Origin of the sequence: Paludisphaera mucosa, from assembly GCF_029589435.1 — a bacterium.
GTDB lineage: Bacteria > Planctomycetota > Planctomycetia > Isosphaerales > Isosphaeraceae > Paludisphaera > Paludisphaera mucosa.
In genome coordinates this window covers 1,144,120-1,160,777 of record NZ_JARRAG010000001.1, presented here as the reverse complement: position 1 = coordinate 1,160,777, position 16,658 = coordinate 1,144,120, and the positions used below count along the sequence as shown (strand labels likewise).

The following is a 16,658-nucleotide window of genomic DNA, read 5'->3' as shown; positions in this document are numbered from 1 at the left end:
GCGTCAGGCATGTCGTCGCTGGCGGTTAGCTCAGTTCAGGACGGGGAGGCCCGACTTGGCCTGCTTCTTCTTTTCCTTCTCGACGAAGGAGGCGAGGGGCACGGTCGCTTCCTCGAACCGCTCGACTTCTTCAAGGAGGGCCTGGACCATGTCGGCTTCGAGGACGTGGCGGATGGGAACCCCGCGCTTGAAGATGATCCCCTTGCCGGAACCGGCGGCGATGCCGAGATCGGCCTCCTTGGCCTCGCCGAAGCCGTTGACCAGGCAGCCGAGGATGCTGATGCGGAGGGGATTGGTCAGGTTCTTCATCTTCTCCTCGACCTCGGCGACGATCCGCTCCAGGTCGATGTCCAGCCGGCCGCAGGTCGGGCAGGCGACGACCTCGGGCTTCGTCACGCGGCGGTCGCAGGCGCGGAGGATGTCGAAGCCGGCGTCGATCTCGGGGACCGGGTCGCCCAGGAGCGAGACCCGGATCGTGTCGCCGATGCCGCGGAGGAGGATCGAGCCGATGCCCGCGGCGCTCTTGAGCGTGCCGTATTCCCTCGAACCGGCCTCGGTGATCCCGACGTGGGTCGGGTAGTCGGCCTTCGCGGCGTACTCGGAGTAGCAGGCGACGGCCGTGGGGACGTGGCTGGCCTTGAGGCTGACGATCATCTGCTTGTAGCCGAGCGCCTCGGCGGTCTCGATGTGCCGCAGGGCGCTCTCGACCATCGCCTCGGGGCACGGGAAGCCGTACTTCTCGATCAGGTCCTTCTCGAGGCTCCCCGAGTTGACGCCGATCCGCATGGGGACGCCAGCATCGCGGGCCTTGCGGACGACCTCCTTGAAGCGTTCCTCACCGCCGATGTTCCCGGGGTTGATCCGGATCTTGTCCACGGCGCGGCGGCCCGACGGGGTGCGGGCTTCGAGGCAGGCGAGGGCCATCCGGTAGTCGAAATGGATGTCGGCGATCAGCGGGATCTTGATCTGGTCGCGGATCGCCTTGATGCCCTCGACGTCCTCTTTCTTGGGGACGGTGACGCGGACGACCTCGCATCCGGCCTCTTCGAGACGTCGGATCTGGGCCAGGGTGGCCTCGGCGTCGAACGTGTTGGTCGTGGTCATCGACTGGACCAGGATCGGGTTGTCCCCCCCGACCGGCAGGTCGCCGATCCCGATCTCCTTCGTCTTGTGGCGCTGGACGGTCGTCGCGTAGGCCATTGATCCTCGCCCTAATTTGTCGTCAAATCGGACTTTACCGCGTGCCGCATCCTTCTTGACGCATGAATCGATCGTAATCGACCTCCACGCGGCGGTCAAGCCTGCGCGAGCCCGCCGCAACCCAGCGACACATGAGCAAAATCCCCCTCCCCCACCCCGTGAAAGGCCCGCTGGTGGCCGCCTGGAACGAAGCCCACCGGCTTGGTTGGCTGGCCCGCGACTACGCCTCGGCCATGGCGTGCGGACGTGCCGAACGCTGCTCCGTCTGCGGTGAGAAGCGTTACATGTTCTACCGACGTCGGGTGATCCCCGCCCGACTCGTTGAATTGTGGGGGCTCACCAGGCGGCAGGCCGAGGCCCTGGCGCGGAAGGAGTCGTGCGACTGCGCCGGCTGCGGCGCGAAGCTCCGCGCCCGGAGGATGGCCGAGGTCCTTCTGGACCTCTACCCCACCGACGGGCGTCGCGCCCCGGACCTCCGGACATGGGCCCGCAGCGACGAGGCCGGCGCCATGCGGATCGCCGAGATCAATCGGATCGACGGCATCCACGAGACCCTGGAGAACCTCGCCCGTTTCCACCCCTCCGACTACATCCCCAACGCCCACCCCGGGGCCTACGTCAAGGGACTGCGTCACGAGGATCTCGCCCGACTGACCTACGAGGACGACCGTTTCGACCTCGTGCTGACCTCCGAAACCCTGGAGCACGTCCCCGACCTGGCGAGGGCCCTCGATGAGGTGCACCGCGTCCTCGTCCCCGGCGGCCTGCACGTCTTCACGGCACCCGTCTCGCCCCACTTCGCCGAAACGTTCCCGCGAGCCCGGCTCCGGCGCGACGGCTCGATCGAGGACCTGGCGACGCCGATCCGACATCCCGGCGGGGACGTGGGCTACCCCGTCTTCACCGAGTTGGGGATGGACTTCCCCGACTGGCTCGCACACGCGGGTTTTGAGACGGAGACCCGTTTCGGGCCCGTCCGCGACGACGATCTCGCCCAGGTCTACGTAAGTCGCAAGCCTACGGTTTGAGAAGTTGGGCCGCGCGGGCGACGTCCCCGGCGGTCAGCTTGTAGATCAAGATCGAGTGACCGATGCGCTCGACCGGCTCGAAGAGTCGGAAATAGCCGAACGGATCGTCCTTGGCGTTCCACGACGGGGACCAGGCCTCGTTGAGAAACGGCGTGGGATCGTAGAGCCGCCAACCCAGGCCGTAGACGAGCGAAGCGCTCACCGCGAACCAGCCGGGCTTCAGTTCCCTGGCGGGGCCGAGCAGCCGCGCAGGCGACGCGGGATCCATTCTGTCGACGTGGCCGGGCCGGATCGGCGGCAGGAACCAATCGAATCCGTCGCCCCGCAGCGTGAAGATGCCGGGATTTATCTGGCCGAAGTAGGCCAGACCGATCGGCTCGTCGGGGATGTTCTCTCGGCACCATCGGCGCAGGCCGACGAGGTCCTGGCCCCAGTCCAGGTTGCTGTCGATCAGCCTCGCGGGCATGCGGTCGGGGCCGCCGGAGACGTGATTGAAGTACGCCAGATAATCGGGATGGATCGCAAATGAGGAGAGCGCCGTGAGCCCCACGCAGGCGATCAATCCCGTTCGGCCGAAACTTCGACTCCGCCCGGCGAGCGACTCGACGAAGGGGACGAGCTTTCCTGCCTGGATGTAGAGGTACGGGAAGACGGCCAGGATGTATCGCAGGCCGAGGTTGATGTCGGTCAGGACGCTCATCGCCAGCAAGATGGCCGTTGGGACCGTCCAGAGCGTGATCTCGTCCACCCAGGACTCTCGCGAACGCCGGGCGACGAAGAGGAGAGCGATCGAAGTCAGGAGCAGCAGGCAGGACCCCTCTGGGACCTTGTAGGCGAGCGCCGCCAGATAGTAATACCACCATCCTGAGCCCCGAAGGACGCCGTTAAGATACACGCTGTACCCGGCCACGGAACGGTCGGACGAGCCGGCCAGGGCGAGGGCCCCGCTCCTGTCGCCGGCGTTCAGGGCGTTCCAGGCCTGGATGAAGCGGAGCGGGATGCCGTCGGCCTCGATCTTCTGCTCGTCGAAACCCAGGAGATAGTGCTCCGGCAGCGGCGCGGGCAGGTTCTCCAGGAAGGTCCCCCGGAATCGGTTCTGCGCGAACGGCCAGATCCAGGCGTAGAGCTGATTCCTGGTCGGCGGGGCCGTCCTCAGGCCGCCGGGCGGAGGCTTCGTCAGGCTCCCGCTCGCAAACTCGAAGCTCCCCAGCGGCCTGCCGACGCCTTCGAACATGTAGCCTGCGTCAATGGTCAGGATGCTCAGCGCCACGACCCAGGCCCCGTGAACCACACCCCGACCGATTCGAAGCGACCACGTCTCGACCGCCGGGGCGACGACCAGGCGTATCAGCCAGAGGAAGGGCCAGACGAGGTAGAGCAGCAGCATGCTGAACTTGGTGAGCTGGGCCAGCCCCAGCGCCACGCCGGCCAGGCTCGCGCGTCCCCAGCGAGGATCGCGCAGGTATCGCCAGAAAAGATACGTCGCGCCGGCGCCGAAGGCCGTCGAACCGACGTCCGAGGTCACCAACCGACCATGGGCGAGTATGTTCGGGCAGAACACCCAGAGCGCGAGGCTCAGCAGCCCCCCGCCCGCGCCGTAGAGGCGGCAGGACCAGGCGAAGACCACGAGGCCTCCGATGATCGAGAAGAGCGGCATCACCATCCGCGCCAGGTCGAACAGCTCGAAGTAGCGGTCGGCGTTCACGTAGGCGAAGTCGTGAGCGAAATTCGCCTGCGAAGGGTCGCGTTCGCTCCAGGATTTTCGCTGGTAGAGGGGCGCCAGCACCGGCCCGGCGAGCCAGACCGGCAGCGCCGCGACCATCTTCACCAGGGGCGGGTTGTGATGGTACAGCCGGAAGGTGTGCTGGTCCCAGTACGTCAATCCGGCCGGCATGTGCACGACCTCGTCGACCGTCGGGTTCTCCGTGAGCAGGCTCCGCTCGGCCAGTCCCAGATGCTGGCCCAGCAGGGCCACGACGGCGAGGCCGATCCAAAAAAACCTCCGGACGTCGCGGGGCGGGCCCTCGGGTCCGGTTTGATGCTCGCTCGCCTCGGGCGGCTCCCGACCATCCGACGGCGGGACGACTTCCGATCGCTGCGGCGCTCGGGATTTGCGAGCCAAACGGAGACTCCTGGCGAGGGCCGTGGACTGCCGGCTAGAGGCCCTCGGCCACCAGCGCGCTGATCTCCCGGAAAGAACCCTTCAAATGCTCGTACAGGCCCCGGTAGACCTTGTACGCCCGATCGTAGTACGCCTTGACCTGGGGATCAACGCTGGTGCTCTCGACGGTCATGATCGCGGCGTCGCAGGCCTCCGGGACCGTTGAGAATCCGCCCGTGCCGACCTGAGCCAGGAGCGCCGCGCCGTAGGCCGGGCCCTCGCTGGCGTTGATCGTGTGGACGTCGGCGCCGTAGATGTCTGCCTGGATCTGCTTCCAGAGGGCGTTCCGGGCGCCGCCGCCGGATACGCGGATCTGCTGGATCGCCACCTTCATGTCGCGGATCAGCTCGAGGCTGTCGCGCATAGCGAAGGTCGCCCCTTCGAGCACCGCGCGGATCATGTGGGGGCGGCCGTGGCGGACGGTCAGGCCGATCCACCCCCCTTTCGCGTCGGGGTCGAAGTGGGGCGAGCGCTCGCCGGTCAAATAGGGCAGGAAGAAAAGGCCTTCGGCCCCCGGGCCCGCGAGGGCGGCCTCGGCGGTCAGCACCTGATAAGGGTCGATGCCGAGCGACTTGGCGTGGGCGACCTCGGCCTTGCCCAGCTCATTCCGGAACCATTGCAGGCTGCCGCCTGCCGCGAGCACGACGCCCATAACGTGGTACGCGCCGGGGACGGCATGGCAGCCGCGCTGGAGACGACCCTGGGGATCGAATCCCAGGTGGTCGGAGTGGGCGAAGACCACGCCCGAGGTGCCCATGGTGGCCGAGACGACGCCCTGCCGCACGATCCCGTTGCCGACGGCCCCCGCAGGTTGGTCGCCGCCGCCGCCGACCACCCGCACGCCCTCGGGCACGCCCGTGGCCTCGGACCCGATCGCGCTCACGGTCGCCGAGACCTCGGGGCTCTCGTAACAGGGCGGGAGCAGCGAGGGGTCGAGATCAAGCTTCTCCAACAGCTCGCGGCTCCACCGGCGATTGGCGACGTCGAGCAAGAGCGTCCCCGAGGCGTCGCTGACCTCGGTGGCATACGTGCCGGTCAGGCGGTAGCGGATGTAGTCCTTGGGGAGCAGGACCTGACGGACTCCCTCCCAAAGTGCCGGCTCATGCTTGCGCACCCACAGCAGTTTCGGGGCCGTGAAGCCGGTGAGGGCCCGGTTGGCGACCATGCGTATCAGGGCCTCGCGGCCGCCGGCACGCTCCTCGATCTCGGCGCATTCGGCGGCGGTCCGCTGGTCGTTCCAGAGCAATGCCGGGCGCACGACCCGGCCTTCGCCGTCGAGGAAGACCGAGCCGTGCATCTGGCCGCTCAGCCCCACGCCCGCGACGTCCGACGCGGCGAAGGCGCCCGCGCCCAGCACCGATCGGAGCGTCTCCCGCGTCGCGGTCCACCAGAGTTCCGGGTCCTGCTCCGACCATCCCGGCCTCGGGTGCGAGCAGGGATACTCCGACGAGGCCGACGCCAGGATCTTTCCCGATTCGTCGATCGCCAGCGTCTTGGTCCCGGACGTCCCGACGTCGATGCCGATGGTGACGCTCACGGCTGAATCTCCCAGCGCTCGCCGCACTTCAACACCTTCGGCTCGACCCCGGCCGGCAGGCGACGCGCCTGATCCTCGAACTCGTGCACCGGGACTGTATTGAAGGTGAACATGTCATAGTGGTGTGGAACGAGATATCGAGGACGGACCCGCGCCGCAAGGTCGACGGCCTCGGCAGCGCTCATGTTCCCGGCAACGCCGCGCGAGGGCGCACGGCCGTTGATCGGCAGGAACATCACGTCGAAACGCTCGCCGCCCAGGGCCTCCGCTAGTCCTTCGTAGGCGAGCGTATCGCCGCTGTGGTAGAGCCGCAGGCCGGCCGCCTCGATGATGAACCCGAGGTACGGATGACGGCCTGAGGGGTCGCGGTCGAACTCCTCGTGGGCCGAGGGGATCGCTCGGACGCGAAAGCCCGCGCCACGGACCTCCGAGCCGGAGTCGACCCCGATGAGTCGGTCCTCGGCAAGTCCCAGTCCCGTCGCATGTCCCCGGATCGCTTCGGGAAGGACCAACATGGCCGAAGGCGAGGCCGCGAGGAGGGCCGGGACCGTGCCGGGGTCCAGATGGTCGGAATGCTTGTGGCTCGCGAGCATCAAGTCGACGTCCCTCAGATCCTCGCCGTTCAAGGGCGAGGTCGTCATCCGAACGTGGGGGCGAGGGGTGTCCTGGTATTTGCGACTCAGGTGTTCCGAAAGATAGAGATCCACGGCCAGGAGCCCCTGGGCCGACTTGATCAGGTAACCGCTCTGTCCGGTCCACCAGACGAAAACCCCGGTCGGCGGCGCGACGGTTTCCTCGATCTCCCGGACAAGCTCGGCCCCCTTGCGGACGGGCTCGATCATGGCGCTCACCCCGCCTCGACGACTCAGGAACGGTCCAGCTCGCGACGGACCAACGCGGCCCCCTCGGCGAGCGACCGCGACTTGGCCACCGCGACATGCCGTGACGTCTGCGAGAAGCCGCAGTCGGGCGTCACCGAGACCCGCTCCGGTCCCACGTATTTCAGGACCTGGCGGAGTCGCTCGGCCACCAACTCGGCCGGCTCGACCCAGGTGTTCTTCACGTCGACCAGCCCCACCGCCACGTCCATCGATGCCGGAAGCTCGGCGAGGATCTCGACCTCCGCCATCTCGCGGCTGGCGAACTCGAGCGCGAGCTGGTCGACCTTCGCGCGACCGATGTGCGGGAAGAGAGGGCGATACGACCTCCGACCCACTGCGCGCGCCCGGTAGTTCCCGAAGCACATATGCATGCTGATGTAGGCGTCGACCCCCTCGACCGTGCGACCGATGACGTCGAGGAAATAGTCGGGCGCATCGGGGTGGCAAGCGAAGCTTGGCTCGTCGAGCTGGATGAAGTCGACGCCGGCCGCGACGAGGGCCTTCAGCTCGGCCGTCACGATCGGGATCAGGGCCTCGGCGATCGACTGTCGGTCGCGATACACCTCGCCGCCCTCGATACAGCCCGCGAGGGTGAACGGGCCCGGGACGGGCGTCTTCACCGGCACGTCGACATACTCGCGAAGACGATGGTACTCCGTGACGACGCCGAGTCCGTCGGGGGCCGTCAGGGGTGCGACGCATCGGTAGCGATCCCGCTGATCGTGGGCCGGAGCCCCCCAATTCCGCGCTTTCCTCAAGGGCTCAAGGCCGCCCAGATACTCATAGAAACCCAGATTGAAGTCGACACGGCGCATCTCGCCATCGGTAATGCGATCGAGCCCCGCGCGGAGCTGGTCGTCGACGGCCAGGCGAACGGCGTCCCGGACGGCTTCCTCGCGGTCGACGGGGCCGTAAAGCTCGGGGTGCTCCTTGACGTCGAGCACGAATTTCTCGTACCAGCCAGGGAAGGACCAACTCCCGATCACGGTGGCGGGGATCAGGCGATCCGCCATTCCTCACCCTTTCTACAAGTTCCTCAAGATCCGCCACGGGCCGGACGATCCAATCAGTAAGCGGGGGTGCGAGCCCGCGGCTGACATACGACGAGTCGATCCGTCTCGCCGGCCGATATACGGCCTGTGCGGGAAGGAAGGATCGCTCGCGCGCTCAAGGCGGTTGGGCACGACACTCCGTTGACTGTAACCCTGGCTAGGGGGCGACGCCAGGGCCAGCCGTTGTGCGCCCGCAGGTGTCGCATGCGATCATCATAGCTCGCATGAAATCTGCCGGAGAAATTGTCACGATACGTTAACTTGAATATAGTAGTTGATAGAGGCAGCGCCCCTCCGAGGCTACGTCCGAACGAGTTCGTGGGGCATCGCCGCGGATTCCCCGCACCGACCGAGACCCTCTTCCCGAGGTGGTGCGATGACTCGATCGCCCGCTCCCGTTTCGCGGTCCGCCCTTCTCCTGCTCGCCTGCCTCGTGGGCGGTCTCGCCCCGACCTCGGCCCGGGCTCAGGAACGCGCGACGGTCCTAACCGCCGAGGATCGGGTCCAGTTGCGGCGTTACGCGGCCGACACCTGGCGATCGATGGAGAAGCTGGCGTTTCCGAGCGGGCTCCCTTCGGATCGCGTCCACCGCGAAGGCCCGGGCTGGCGCGAGCCGGTCCCGGAGACGACGCCGACGAACATCGCGGCTTACATCTGGAGCGTCATCGCGGCCGAACGGCTGGAGATCATCTCGCACGACGAGGCGCGGGAACGGCTGACCCGGACCATCCAGACCCTCGAAGCCATGAATCGCCCCCACGGCTTCTTCGCCAACGACATCGACCCCCGGAGCGGCAAACTGCTGTCCGCTTCGCCCGTCGATGCGTCGCCGCGACGGCCGTTGATTTCCACCGTCGACAACGCCTGGATGGCTATGGCGCTCATGATGGTCGTCAACATCCGGCCGGACCTCGCCCCCAGCGCGAATCGGCTGCTCGACGCCATGGATTTCGGGTTCCTATACGACTTCTACGACGACCACGACCCCATCCACCAGCCCGGCCTGCTCCGGGTCGGTTACTGGGTCGACGAAAACTCGTTCTACGGCCATTACGGCATGCTGAACACCGAGGCGCGGATGGCGAGCTACATCGCCATCGCCCGCGGCCAGCTCCCCCCCGACCATTACTACCGAATGTATCGGACCCTGCCCACCGAGGTCGCTCCGCAGGAGCAGACCCCGACCGGTGATATCCGCGAGTACAAGGGCGTAAAGGTCTTCGAAGGGGCCTACAACTATCTGGACATGCGGGTCGTGCCAAGCTGGGGCGGCAGCATGTTCGAGGCGTTGATGGTCACGCTCTTCGTCCCCGAAGCCGCCTGGGCGCCGAACAGCTGGGGGGTGAACCATCCGCTGTACGTTCGGGGTCAGATCGAGCACGGGCTCCGCGAGATGAAGTACGGATACTGGGGATTCTCCCCCGCGTTCCGGCCGACGGGGGGTTACGAGGTTTACGGCGTCAAGGGCCTGGGAACGAATCCCGACGGCTATCTCTCATTCGACGCCGCCTGGGGTTTGCCGCCACACATGGCCACCCTCACCACCGGCTCGATCCACGGCGTCGTCACGCCGCATGCGGCCTTCCTGGCCCTGCCCTTCGCCCCCCGCGAGGCCATGGACAACATCTACGCCTTGAAAGATCGATTCCCGGTCTACGGCCCATTGGGGTTCCAGGATTCCGTCGACGTCAGTTCAGGGATGGTTTCGGGCTACGTCCTGGCGCTCGACCAGGGGATGATCATGGCCGCGATCGCCAACGAGCTGGCCGACGACTTCATGCAGAAAGCGTTCACGACCGGGCCCGTCGAGAAGGCGATCCGCCCCCTGGTCGCCGTCGAGGAATTTACCGCCGGCGCCCCGGGGCGCTACCCCACCGCTCATCATTTCCAGCCTCAGCTCACGAGGCTCTCTCGGAACGTCCCCGAAATCAAACGCTGATCGGGGTCCAGGTGAACGCCTGACCCGTTCATGGGTCCGTTCATGCCGTCAATTTCGGAAATCGCGCCAACGACGGGTGATTCGACGCCGTAGCATCTTGCAGAACGTCTGGCTTGTTTGATAATAATTGTACCCGCTACAAGGCATGATCGCTCTCATCCCGGTCCTATCGAGGGCCAGCGGGAGGAGTGGCGAGACTGCTCGCGTTTCGACCTCGTCGCCCGCCCGCCATCGTACGCCGACCGCCTGGCGTCTCGGCAAGCCGCCGTTCGCCCCAGCCGTCGCTCCAACCTATTCTTCCCACCCACGTTCCGTTGAAGGAGACTCGCGTATGACGACTGGATGTCGAGGGCCGATGAGTCGTCGAGGCTTCCTCACGGTCGGCGCTCTCGGGATTGGGAGCCTGACGCTCGCCGACCTCCTGCGGAGCCAGGCCAGGGCCGATCTCAAGACGTATGAGGCGATCAAGCCGACGGCCGACTCGGTGATCCACATCTTCCTGCCCGGCGGCATCGCCCATCAGGAGACTTTCGATCCCAAGCCCTTCGCCCCCGTCGAGTACCGGGGCGACATGGGCTCGATCCCGACCAAGCTCGACGGCGAGCGGTTCAGCGAGACCCTCGTCCAGACCGCCCAGCTCGCCGACAAGCTGACGGTCATCCGCTCGATGACGCACGGCGAGGCCGCCCACGAGCGCGGCACGCACAATATGTTCACGGGCTATCGCCCCAGCCCGGCTCTCCAGTACCCCAGCTTCGGCAGCGTGATTTCGCACGAGTACGGCCCCAAGAACAACCTCCCGCCGTACGTCTGCATCCCCCGGATGCCCAACGTGTACGCCGGGACGGGTTACCTCAGCTCGGCCTTCTCGCCGTTCAGCCTGGGGAGCGAACCCTCGTCCAAGAAATTCCGGGTCCAGGACCTGAACCTGCCCAACGGCATCGACGACACCCGATTCACAGCGCGCCGCACCGTGCTCGACGCCGTGAACTCGTACTTCCACGAGCGTGAGAAGAGCGACAACATCACCGCGATGGACACCTTCTACGACCGGGCCTACAGCCTGATCAGCTCGCAGAAGGCCCGCGAGGCGTTCGACATCAACGCCGAGCCCGACGCGATCCGCGACGAATACGGCCGAAACCCCGCCGGCCAGCGGATGCTCTTGGCCCGGCGGCTGGTAGCCGCGGGCGTCCGGATGGTGAACCTCGAATATGGAAGCTGGGACCTCCACGCCCAGATCGTCCCGGGCATGAAGGGCCAGATGCCGGCCTTCGACCAGGCGTTCGCCGCCCTGATCCGCGACCTCGATCGTCAGGGCCTGCTCGCCCGGACCCTCGTCATGGTCTCCAGCGAGTTCGGCCGCACCCCCAAGATCAACAAGGACGGCGGTCGCGACCACTGGCCGAAGGTGTTCAGCGTGGTCCTCGCGGGCGGCGGCTCCAAGGCGGGCCAGATCTATGGCTCCTCGAACGCCACGGGCACGGAGCCCGAGAAGGACCCGATCGGCCCGGAAGACCTGGCGACGACGGTCTACCACATGATGGGGATCGTGGCCGACAAGGAACTCATGGCCCCCGGCGACCGCCCGATCGAGATCGTCGACGGCGGCAAGGTCGTCAAGGAACTCCTCGCCTGAAATCCTCCCGCGGGCGGGGAGTTCGACGTTGAATTCCCCGCCTCCGTGGAACGACCCTCCTGAAACGCTCCGCGTTCCACAGCTCGACCCCACCCCGAGAGCCCTGATCATGCGCCGAGCCCGCCTGAGCCCCTCCCTCCCGGCCGTCGTCCTGACGCTGATCGTCGCCTTCGCGACCACCGCGACGGCCTCATCGCCCAGCCTCACAGCCGTCCGGCCGATGGGCGGTCGGCGCGGAACCGAGGTGGAGGTCGTCTTCTCGGGGGCGCGATTGGGCGACGCCCAGGAAGTGCTCTTCTACCAGCCCGGCGTCGTCGCGACCGCGATCACCAAGGTCGACGACAACAGCTTCAAGGCCAAGGTCCAGATCGCCCCCGACTCGCCGCTCGGCTTCCACGACCTGCGCGTCCGCACGGCGACCGGCGTGAGCGAGCTGCGAGGATTCAGCGTCGGGGCCATGCCGGAGGTCGTCGAGGTCGAGCCCAACAACGCCTTCGAAGCCCCCCAGGCCATCCCGATGAACGTCGTGGTCAACGGCGTCGCCGAGAACGAGGACGTCGACTACTTCGTCGTGGAGGCGAAGAAGGGCGAGCGGGTCTCGGTCGAGGTCGAGGGGATGCGGCTGGGGATCATCCTCTTCGATCCATACGTCGCGATCCTCAACGCGAAGCGGTTCGAGCTGGCGTCGAGCGACGACGCCGCCCTGCTCTGGCAGGACGGCTTCGCCTCGATCCTCGCCCCCGAGGACGGGAAGTACATCGTCCAGGTCCGAGAGAGCGCCTACGCCGGCAACGGCTCCTGCCTCTACCGGCTGCACGTCGGCAATTTCCCCCGCTCGACCGGCGTCATGCCTCCCGGCGGCAAACCGGGGCAGACGGTCGCCGTCCGCTGGATCGGCGACCCGGCCGGAGAAGCGAAGTCGGACGTCGCCCTGCCGACCGAGGCTCGGCTGGGCTGGGGCGTCCAGCGACAGGACGAGAAGGGGCTCTCGCCCTACCCCAATGCGTTCCGGCTCGTGAACCTGGACAATGCGATGGAAGTCGAGCCCAACGACGACCAGGCCACGGCCACCCCCTTCACCGCCCCCGCCGCCCTCAACGGCGTGCTGGAGAAGGCGGGCGACGCCGATCATTACGTCTTCGCCGGCAAGAAAGGCCAGGTCTTCGACTTCAAGGTCTTCGGCCGGCAAATCCGTTCGCCGATCGACGCGGTCCTCTATCTCGCCAAGAAGGGGGGAGGCGCATTTGCCGGCAGCGACGACGCCGTGGGTCCCGACAGCTACTTCCGCCAGACGCTCCCCGAGGATGGCGAATACGTCGTCTCGATCGTCGACCAGCTCAAGAAGGGCGGACCCGACTACGTCTACCGGATCGAGATCTCCCCGCCCGAGCCCAAACTGACCGTGTCGACCCCCGCCGAGCAGATCATGCTCGGCACGGGCGTCATGGCCGTCAGCGTGCCCAAGGGAGGTCGCCAGGCGATCCTCATCCAGGGGAGCCGGGCCGACTTCGGCGGCGACGTGGTCTTCAACGCCGCCGGTCTGCCCCCGGGCGTGGAGATGGAAGCCCCGGCGCTGGCCGCCAGCCAGGCCCTCGTGCCGGTCCTCTTCAAGGCGAAGCCGGACGCCGCCCCCGCGGGCGCGCTCGTCGACGTTTCGGGCAAGGCGGCCGACCCCAAGGTGCCGGTCCGATCCGAGTTCAACACCCTTTCGGCCTTCGTTCTCGCCCCGAACAACAACGGCATCATCATGTGGTCGCGGAGCATCGACCGCCTGGCGGTGGCCGTGACCGAAGAAGCCCCCTACGCGATCGAGATCGTCCAGCCCAAGGTGCCCCTCGTGCGAAGCGGCCAGATGGGCCTGAAGGTCAAGGCGATCCGCAAGCCCGACTTCAAGGCGGCGATCGCCGTCTCCCTGCCCTGGAATCCCCCGGGCGTGGGCTCGGGCGGCGGCGTGGCGATTCCTGAAGGCCAGGACGAAGCCGTCATCCCAATGAACGCCGACGGCAACGCCGAGCTGCGAACTTGGAAGATCGTCGTCAACGGCTCGTCTTCCGGCCCCACGGGGCCGATCATGGTCTCCTCGCAGCTCGCCGACTTGACCGTCGCCGCGCCTTACCTGGGGCTGACCTTCCAGGCGGCGGGCGTCGAGCAGGGCAAGGAAGTCGACATGGCCGTGGCGGTCGCCAAGAACGTCGACTTCGCGGGCGAAGCGACCGTGATGCTCGTCGGCCTGCCCAACAAGGCGACGACCGACGTCAAGAAGATCACCAAGGACAGCACCGACCTGACGTACCACATCAAGACCGACCCCGCCTCGCCGGTCGGCAAGCACGCGAATCTGTTCTGCCAGGTCGTGGTCGTCCAGGACGGCGAACCGATCGTCCACAACATCGGGACCGGCACGCTCCAGATCGACGCCCCCCTGCCCCCCAAGCCGGCCCCGGCCGCCGCACCGGCCCCCGCGGCCGCCCCGGCCCCGGCCGCAGCGCCGCCGCCGGCCGAAGCCCCCGCCAAGCCGCTGAGCCGGCTGGAGAAGCTGCGGCTCGACGCCAAGCAGAAGCAGGCAGGCACCCCATGAGGTCCGCCCGAACCGACGCCCGGAACACCCGACGATCCAACCCGGACCTAGATAAGGACGCCTTCGTGATGATCCAGTCGACCGTCGCCCCGTCTCGGGCGTTGCGGAAGCATCTGGCGACTCTCGTCCTCTGCGGCTTGACGCTGAGCTTCGCGAGCGCCGGCGAGACGACGGCCCCGAAGCCCTCGGCGCTGGCCGCCTTGCCGGACGAGCCGTTCGCCCCCGAGCCGACGCCGACCGCCGGACTGGTCGAGATCCAGGTCTATCCGGCCGCGATCCAGCTCAACACGGCGCGCGACCAGCAGTCGCTCGTCGTCCAGGGCATGTACTCCGACGGCCTGACCCGCGACCTCACGCGCGACGCGACCTTCACCCCGGCCGACCCGACCCTGGTCGTCCGCGACGGTGCGACCTTCCGCCCCAAGGCCGACGGCGAGACGAGCCTGGCGGTCGCCTTCGGCGGCAAGTCGGCGACGATCCCGGTCAAGGTCGCCAAGGCGGCGGTCTCCGAGCCGCTCAGCTTCCGACTCGACGTCATGCCCGTCTTCATGCGCGCCGGGTGCAACACCGGCAGCTGCCACGGCGCGGCGAGGGGCAAGGACGGCTTCCGCATCTCCCTCTTCGGCTTCGATCCCGAGGGGGACTACTTCCGCCTCACCCGCGAGATGGTCGGCCGCCGCATCAACACGGCCCTACCCGCCGACAGCACCCTCCTCGAAAAGTCGGTCGGCTCCGTCCAGCACTCGGGCGGCAAGCGCTTCGAGGTCGACAGTGACCTGTATCGCACGGTCCACGAATGGATCACCGTCGGGGCCCCGAACGACGACGTCTCCAAGCTCCCCAAGGTCGTCGGCGTGGAGATCTATCCCAAGACCGGCGTGCTCGACGGCAAGGGGTCGATCCAGCAGTTGACCGTCCTGGCCAGGTATTCCGACGGCACCGACCGCGACGTGACGGGCCGGGCCGTCTTCCTGACGAACAACGACACCTCCGTCGCGGTCGGCCAGGACGGGCTCATCAAGGCAGGCGAACGCGGCGAAGCGTTCGTGATGGCGCGGTTCGAGACCTACACGGTCGGCTCCCAGTTCATCGTCCTGCCCAAGGGCCTGCAGTTCGCCTATCCGGACGAGTCGACCGGCAACTACATCGACGAGCTCGTGGCCGACAAGCTCCGCAAGCTCCGCATCGCCCCGTCCGAGATCTGCGACGACGGCACTTACGTCCGGCGGGTCTACCTCGACGTCGTCGGCGTCCCCCCCACGGTGCCGGAATTCGAGCGCTTCATGGCCTCGACCGACCCCGACAAGCGGGCCAAGGTGGTCGACGAGCTGCTCCAGCGCAAGGAGTTCTCGGAGATCTGGGTCAGCAAGTGGGCCGAGCTGCTCCAGATCCGGACCACGCTCACGGTCAGCTACAAATCGATGTTCCTGTATTACAACTGGCTCGTGGAGCAGCTCTCGAAGGACATGCCGATGGACCAGATGGTCCAGGAGCTGCTCGGGGCCAACGGCGGCACGTTCAAGAATCCCGCCACGAACTTCTACCAGACCACGACCGAGACCCTGCCGCTCACCGAGAACGTGGCCCAGGTCTTCATGGGCATGCGGATCCAGTGCGCCCAGTGCCACAACCACCCGTTCGATCGCTGGACGCAGGACGACTACTACAGCTTCGCGGCCTTCTTCTCGCAGATCGGTCGCAAGCAGGGCGAGGATTACCGCGAGCTGATCGTCTTCAACTCCGGCGGCGGCGAGATGAACCACCCCGTCGGCGGCCGCGTCATGCCGCCCAAGTTCCTGGGCGGCGAAGTCCCCGACGTGGCCGGCAAGGACCGCCGCGTGATCCTCGCGAAGTGGCTCGCCTCACCACAAAACCCCTGGTTCGCATCCTCGTTCGCGAACCGGGTCTGGGCCCATTTCATGGGCACCGGCGTGGTCGAGCCGGTCGACGACTTCCGCGTCAGCAACCCTGCGTCGAACCCCGAGCTTCTCGAAGCCCTCGGCAAGCGGTTCACCGAGAGCAAGTACAACCTGAAGACACTCGTCAAGGACATCTGCACCTCGCGGGCCTATCAGCGGTCGACCCATCGCAACGACAGCAACGCCGGCGACGAGCGCAATTTCGCCCACGCCCAAGTCCGCCGGATCAAGGCAGAGAACCTTCTCGACGCGATCAGCGCCGTGACCAACACGAAGGACAAGTTCCAGGGCCTTCCGGTCGGCGCCCGGGCCGTGCAGATCGCCGACGGCAACAGCTCGACCTATTTCCTGACCACCTTCGGCCGGGCGACTCGCGAGACCGCCTGCTCCTGCGAGGTCAAGATGGAGCCGACTCTCTCGCAGGCCCTGCACCTGCTCAACGGCGACACGGTCAACGCCAAGATCCAGCAGGGCGGCGTCATCGCCGAGCTGATGAAGGCGAAGCCCACCGCCGAGGAGCGGCTCGCCGACCTGTACCTCCGCTGCCTCTCGCGGAAGCCGTCCGCGGAGGAACTGGCCAAGTTGACCCCCGTCGTCGCCCAGGCCCCCGACCAGGCCCAGGCCCTCGGCGACGTGTTCTGGGCCCTGCTCAACAGTCGTGAATTCCTGTTCAACCATTGATCCGACAAGCCCCCGCGCTCGACGTCAAACGTCCGTCCCCCCG

The 16,658-nt window shown here is 67.1% G+C and carries 10 protein-coding genes; 5 read left to right on the top strand and 5 right to left on the bottom strand.

The genetic code is table 11. The features are described from left to right. Positions 1-30: 30 nt before the first annotated feature. A complete protein-coding gene (gene ispG / locus PZE19_RS04745; protein WP_277859423.1) occupies positions 31-1,200 on the bottom strand; it encodes a flavodoxin-dependent (E)-4-hydroxy-3-methylbut-2-enyl-diphosphate synthase in 1,170 nt (389 codons plus the stop codon). Positions 1,201-1,331: 131 nt separating this feature from the next. Here ispG and PZE19_RS04740 point away from each other — a divergent pair, with 131 nt between their 5' ends. Beyond that, on the top strand, positions 1,332-2,228 hold the full coding sequence (locus tag PZE19_RS04740) for a class I SAM-dependent methyltransferase (RefSeq protein ID WP_277859422.1): 897 nt from the start codon (positions 1,332-1,334) through the stop codon (positions 2,226-2,228). Here PZE19_RS04740 and PZE19_RS04735 read toward each other — a convergent pair. The 4 genes from PZE19_RS04735 to PZE19_RS04720 are packed head-to-tail and all read right to left on the bottom strand — an operon-like array spanning position 2,218 to position 7,820. Then, positions 2,218-4,350 carry an ArnT family glycosyltransferase gene (locus PZE19_RS04735; protein ID WP_277859421.1) on the bottom strand — a complete coding sequence of 711 codons (2,133 nt, stop codon included), beginning with the start codon at positions 4,348-4,350 and terminating at the stop codon, positions 2,218-2,220. The genes PZE19_RS04740 and PZE19_RS04735 overlap by 11 nt on opposite strands. A gap of 34 nt (positions 4,351-4,384) precedes the next feature. Then, positions 4,385-5,926 (bottom strand): xylulokinase, encoded by a 1,542-nt coding sequence (gene xylB, locus PZE19_RS04730; protein WP_277859420.1) that lies wholly within the window; start codon positions 5,924-5,926, stop codon positions 4,385-4,387. After that, complete coding sequence (locus PZE19_RS04725; RefSeq protein ID WP_277860344.1) at positions 5,923-6,768, bottom strand: MBL fold metallo-hydrolase; 846 nt, start codon at positions 6,766-6,768, stop codon at positions 5,923-5,925. The genes xylB and PZE19_RS04725 overlap by 4 nt, the downstream gene beginning before the upstream one ends. Before the next feature lie 23 nt (positions 6,769-6,791). Next, positions 6,792-7,820 carry a cobalamin-independent methionine synthase II family protein gene (locus PZE19_RS04720; RefSeq protein WP_277859419.1) on the bottom strand — a complete coding sequence of 343 codons (1,029 nt, stop codon included), beginning with the start codon at positions 7,818-7,820 and terminating at the stop codon, positions 6,792-6,794. 547 nt (positions 7,821-8,367) lie between these two features. Between PZE19_RS04720 and PZE19_RS04715 the strand changes: the two genes are divergently transcribed. The 4 genes from PZE19_RS04715 to PZE19_RS04700 all read left to right on the top strand — a co-directional run bounded on the left by PZE19_RS04715 (position 8,368) and on the right by PZE19_RS04700 (position 16,615). Continuing rightward, positions 8,368-9,798 (top strand): glucoamylase family protein, encoded by a 1,431-nt coding sequence (locus PZE19_RS04715; protein ID WP_277859418.1) that lies wholly within the window; start codon positions 8,368-8,370, stop codon positions 9,796-9,798. Positions 9,799-10,153: 355 nt separating this feature from the next. Further along, positions 10,154-11,437 (top strand): DUF1501 domain-containing protein, encoded by a 1,284-nt coding sequence (locus PZE19_RS04710; protein ID WP_277859417.1) that lies wholly within the window; start codon positions 10,154-10,156, stop codon positions 11,435-11,437. Between the two features lie 109 nt (positions 11,438-11,546). Further along, entirely contained in the window at positions 11,547-14,015 is a 2,469-nt protein-coding gene (locus PZE19_RS04705; RefSeq protein WP_277859416.1) for a PPC domain-containing protein, read from the top strand. Between the two features lie 68 nt (positions 14,016-14,083). Next, on the top strand, positions 14,084-16,615 hold the full coding sequence (locus tag PZE19_RS04700; RefSeq protein WP_277859415.1) for a DUF1549 and DUF1553 domain-containing protein: 2,532 nt from the start codon (positions 14,084-14,086) through the stop codon (positions 16,613-16,615). Positions 16,616-16,658: the final 43 nt, after the last annotated feature.

Bases quoted from the DNA above. Each gene is read 5' to 3' on its own strand.
- ispG (WP_277859423.1), bottom strand. From the start codon at position 1,200: ATGGCCTACGCGACGACCGTCCAGCGCCACAAGACGAAGGAGATCGGG.
- PZE19_RS04740 (WP_277859422.1), top strand. From the start codon at position 1,332: ATGAGCAAAATCCCCCTCCCCCACCCCGTGAAAGGCCCGCTGGTGGCC.
- PZE19_RS04725 (WP_277860344.1), bottom strand. From the start codon at position 6,768: ATGATCGAGCCCGTCCGCAAGGGGGCCGAGCTTGTCCGGGAGATCGAG.
- PZE19_RS04720 (WP_277859419.1), bottom strand. From the start codon at position 7,820: ATGGCGGATCGCCTGATCCCCGCCACCGTGATCGGGAGTTGGTCCTTC.
- PZE19_RS04710 (WP_277859417.1), top strand. From the start codon at position 10,154: ATGAGTCGTCGAGGCTTCCTCACGGTCGGCGCTCTCGGGATTGGGAGC.
- PZE19_RS04705 (WP_277859416.1), top strand. From the start codon at position 11,547: ATGCGCCGAGCCCGCCTGAGCCCCTCCCTCCCGGCCGTCGTCCTGACG.
- PZE19_RS04700 (WP_277859415.1), top strand. From the start codon at position 14,084: ATGATCCAGTCGACCGTCGCCCCGTCTCGGGCGTTGCGGAAGCATCTG.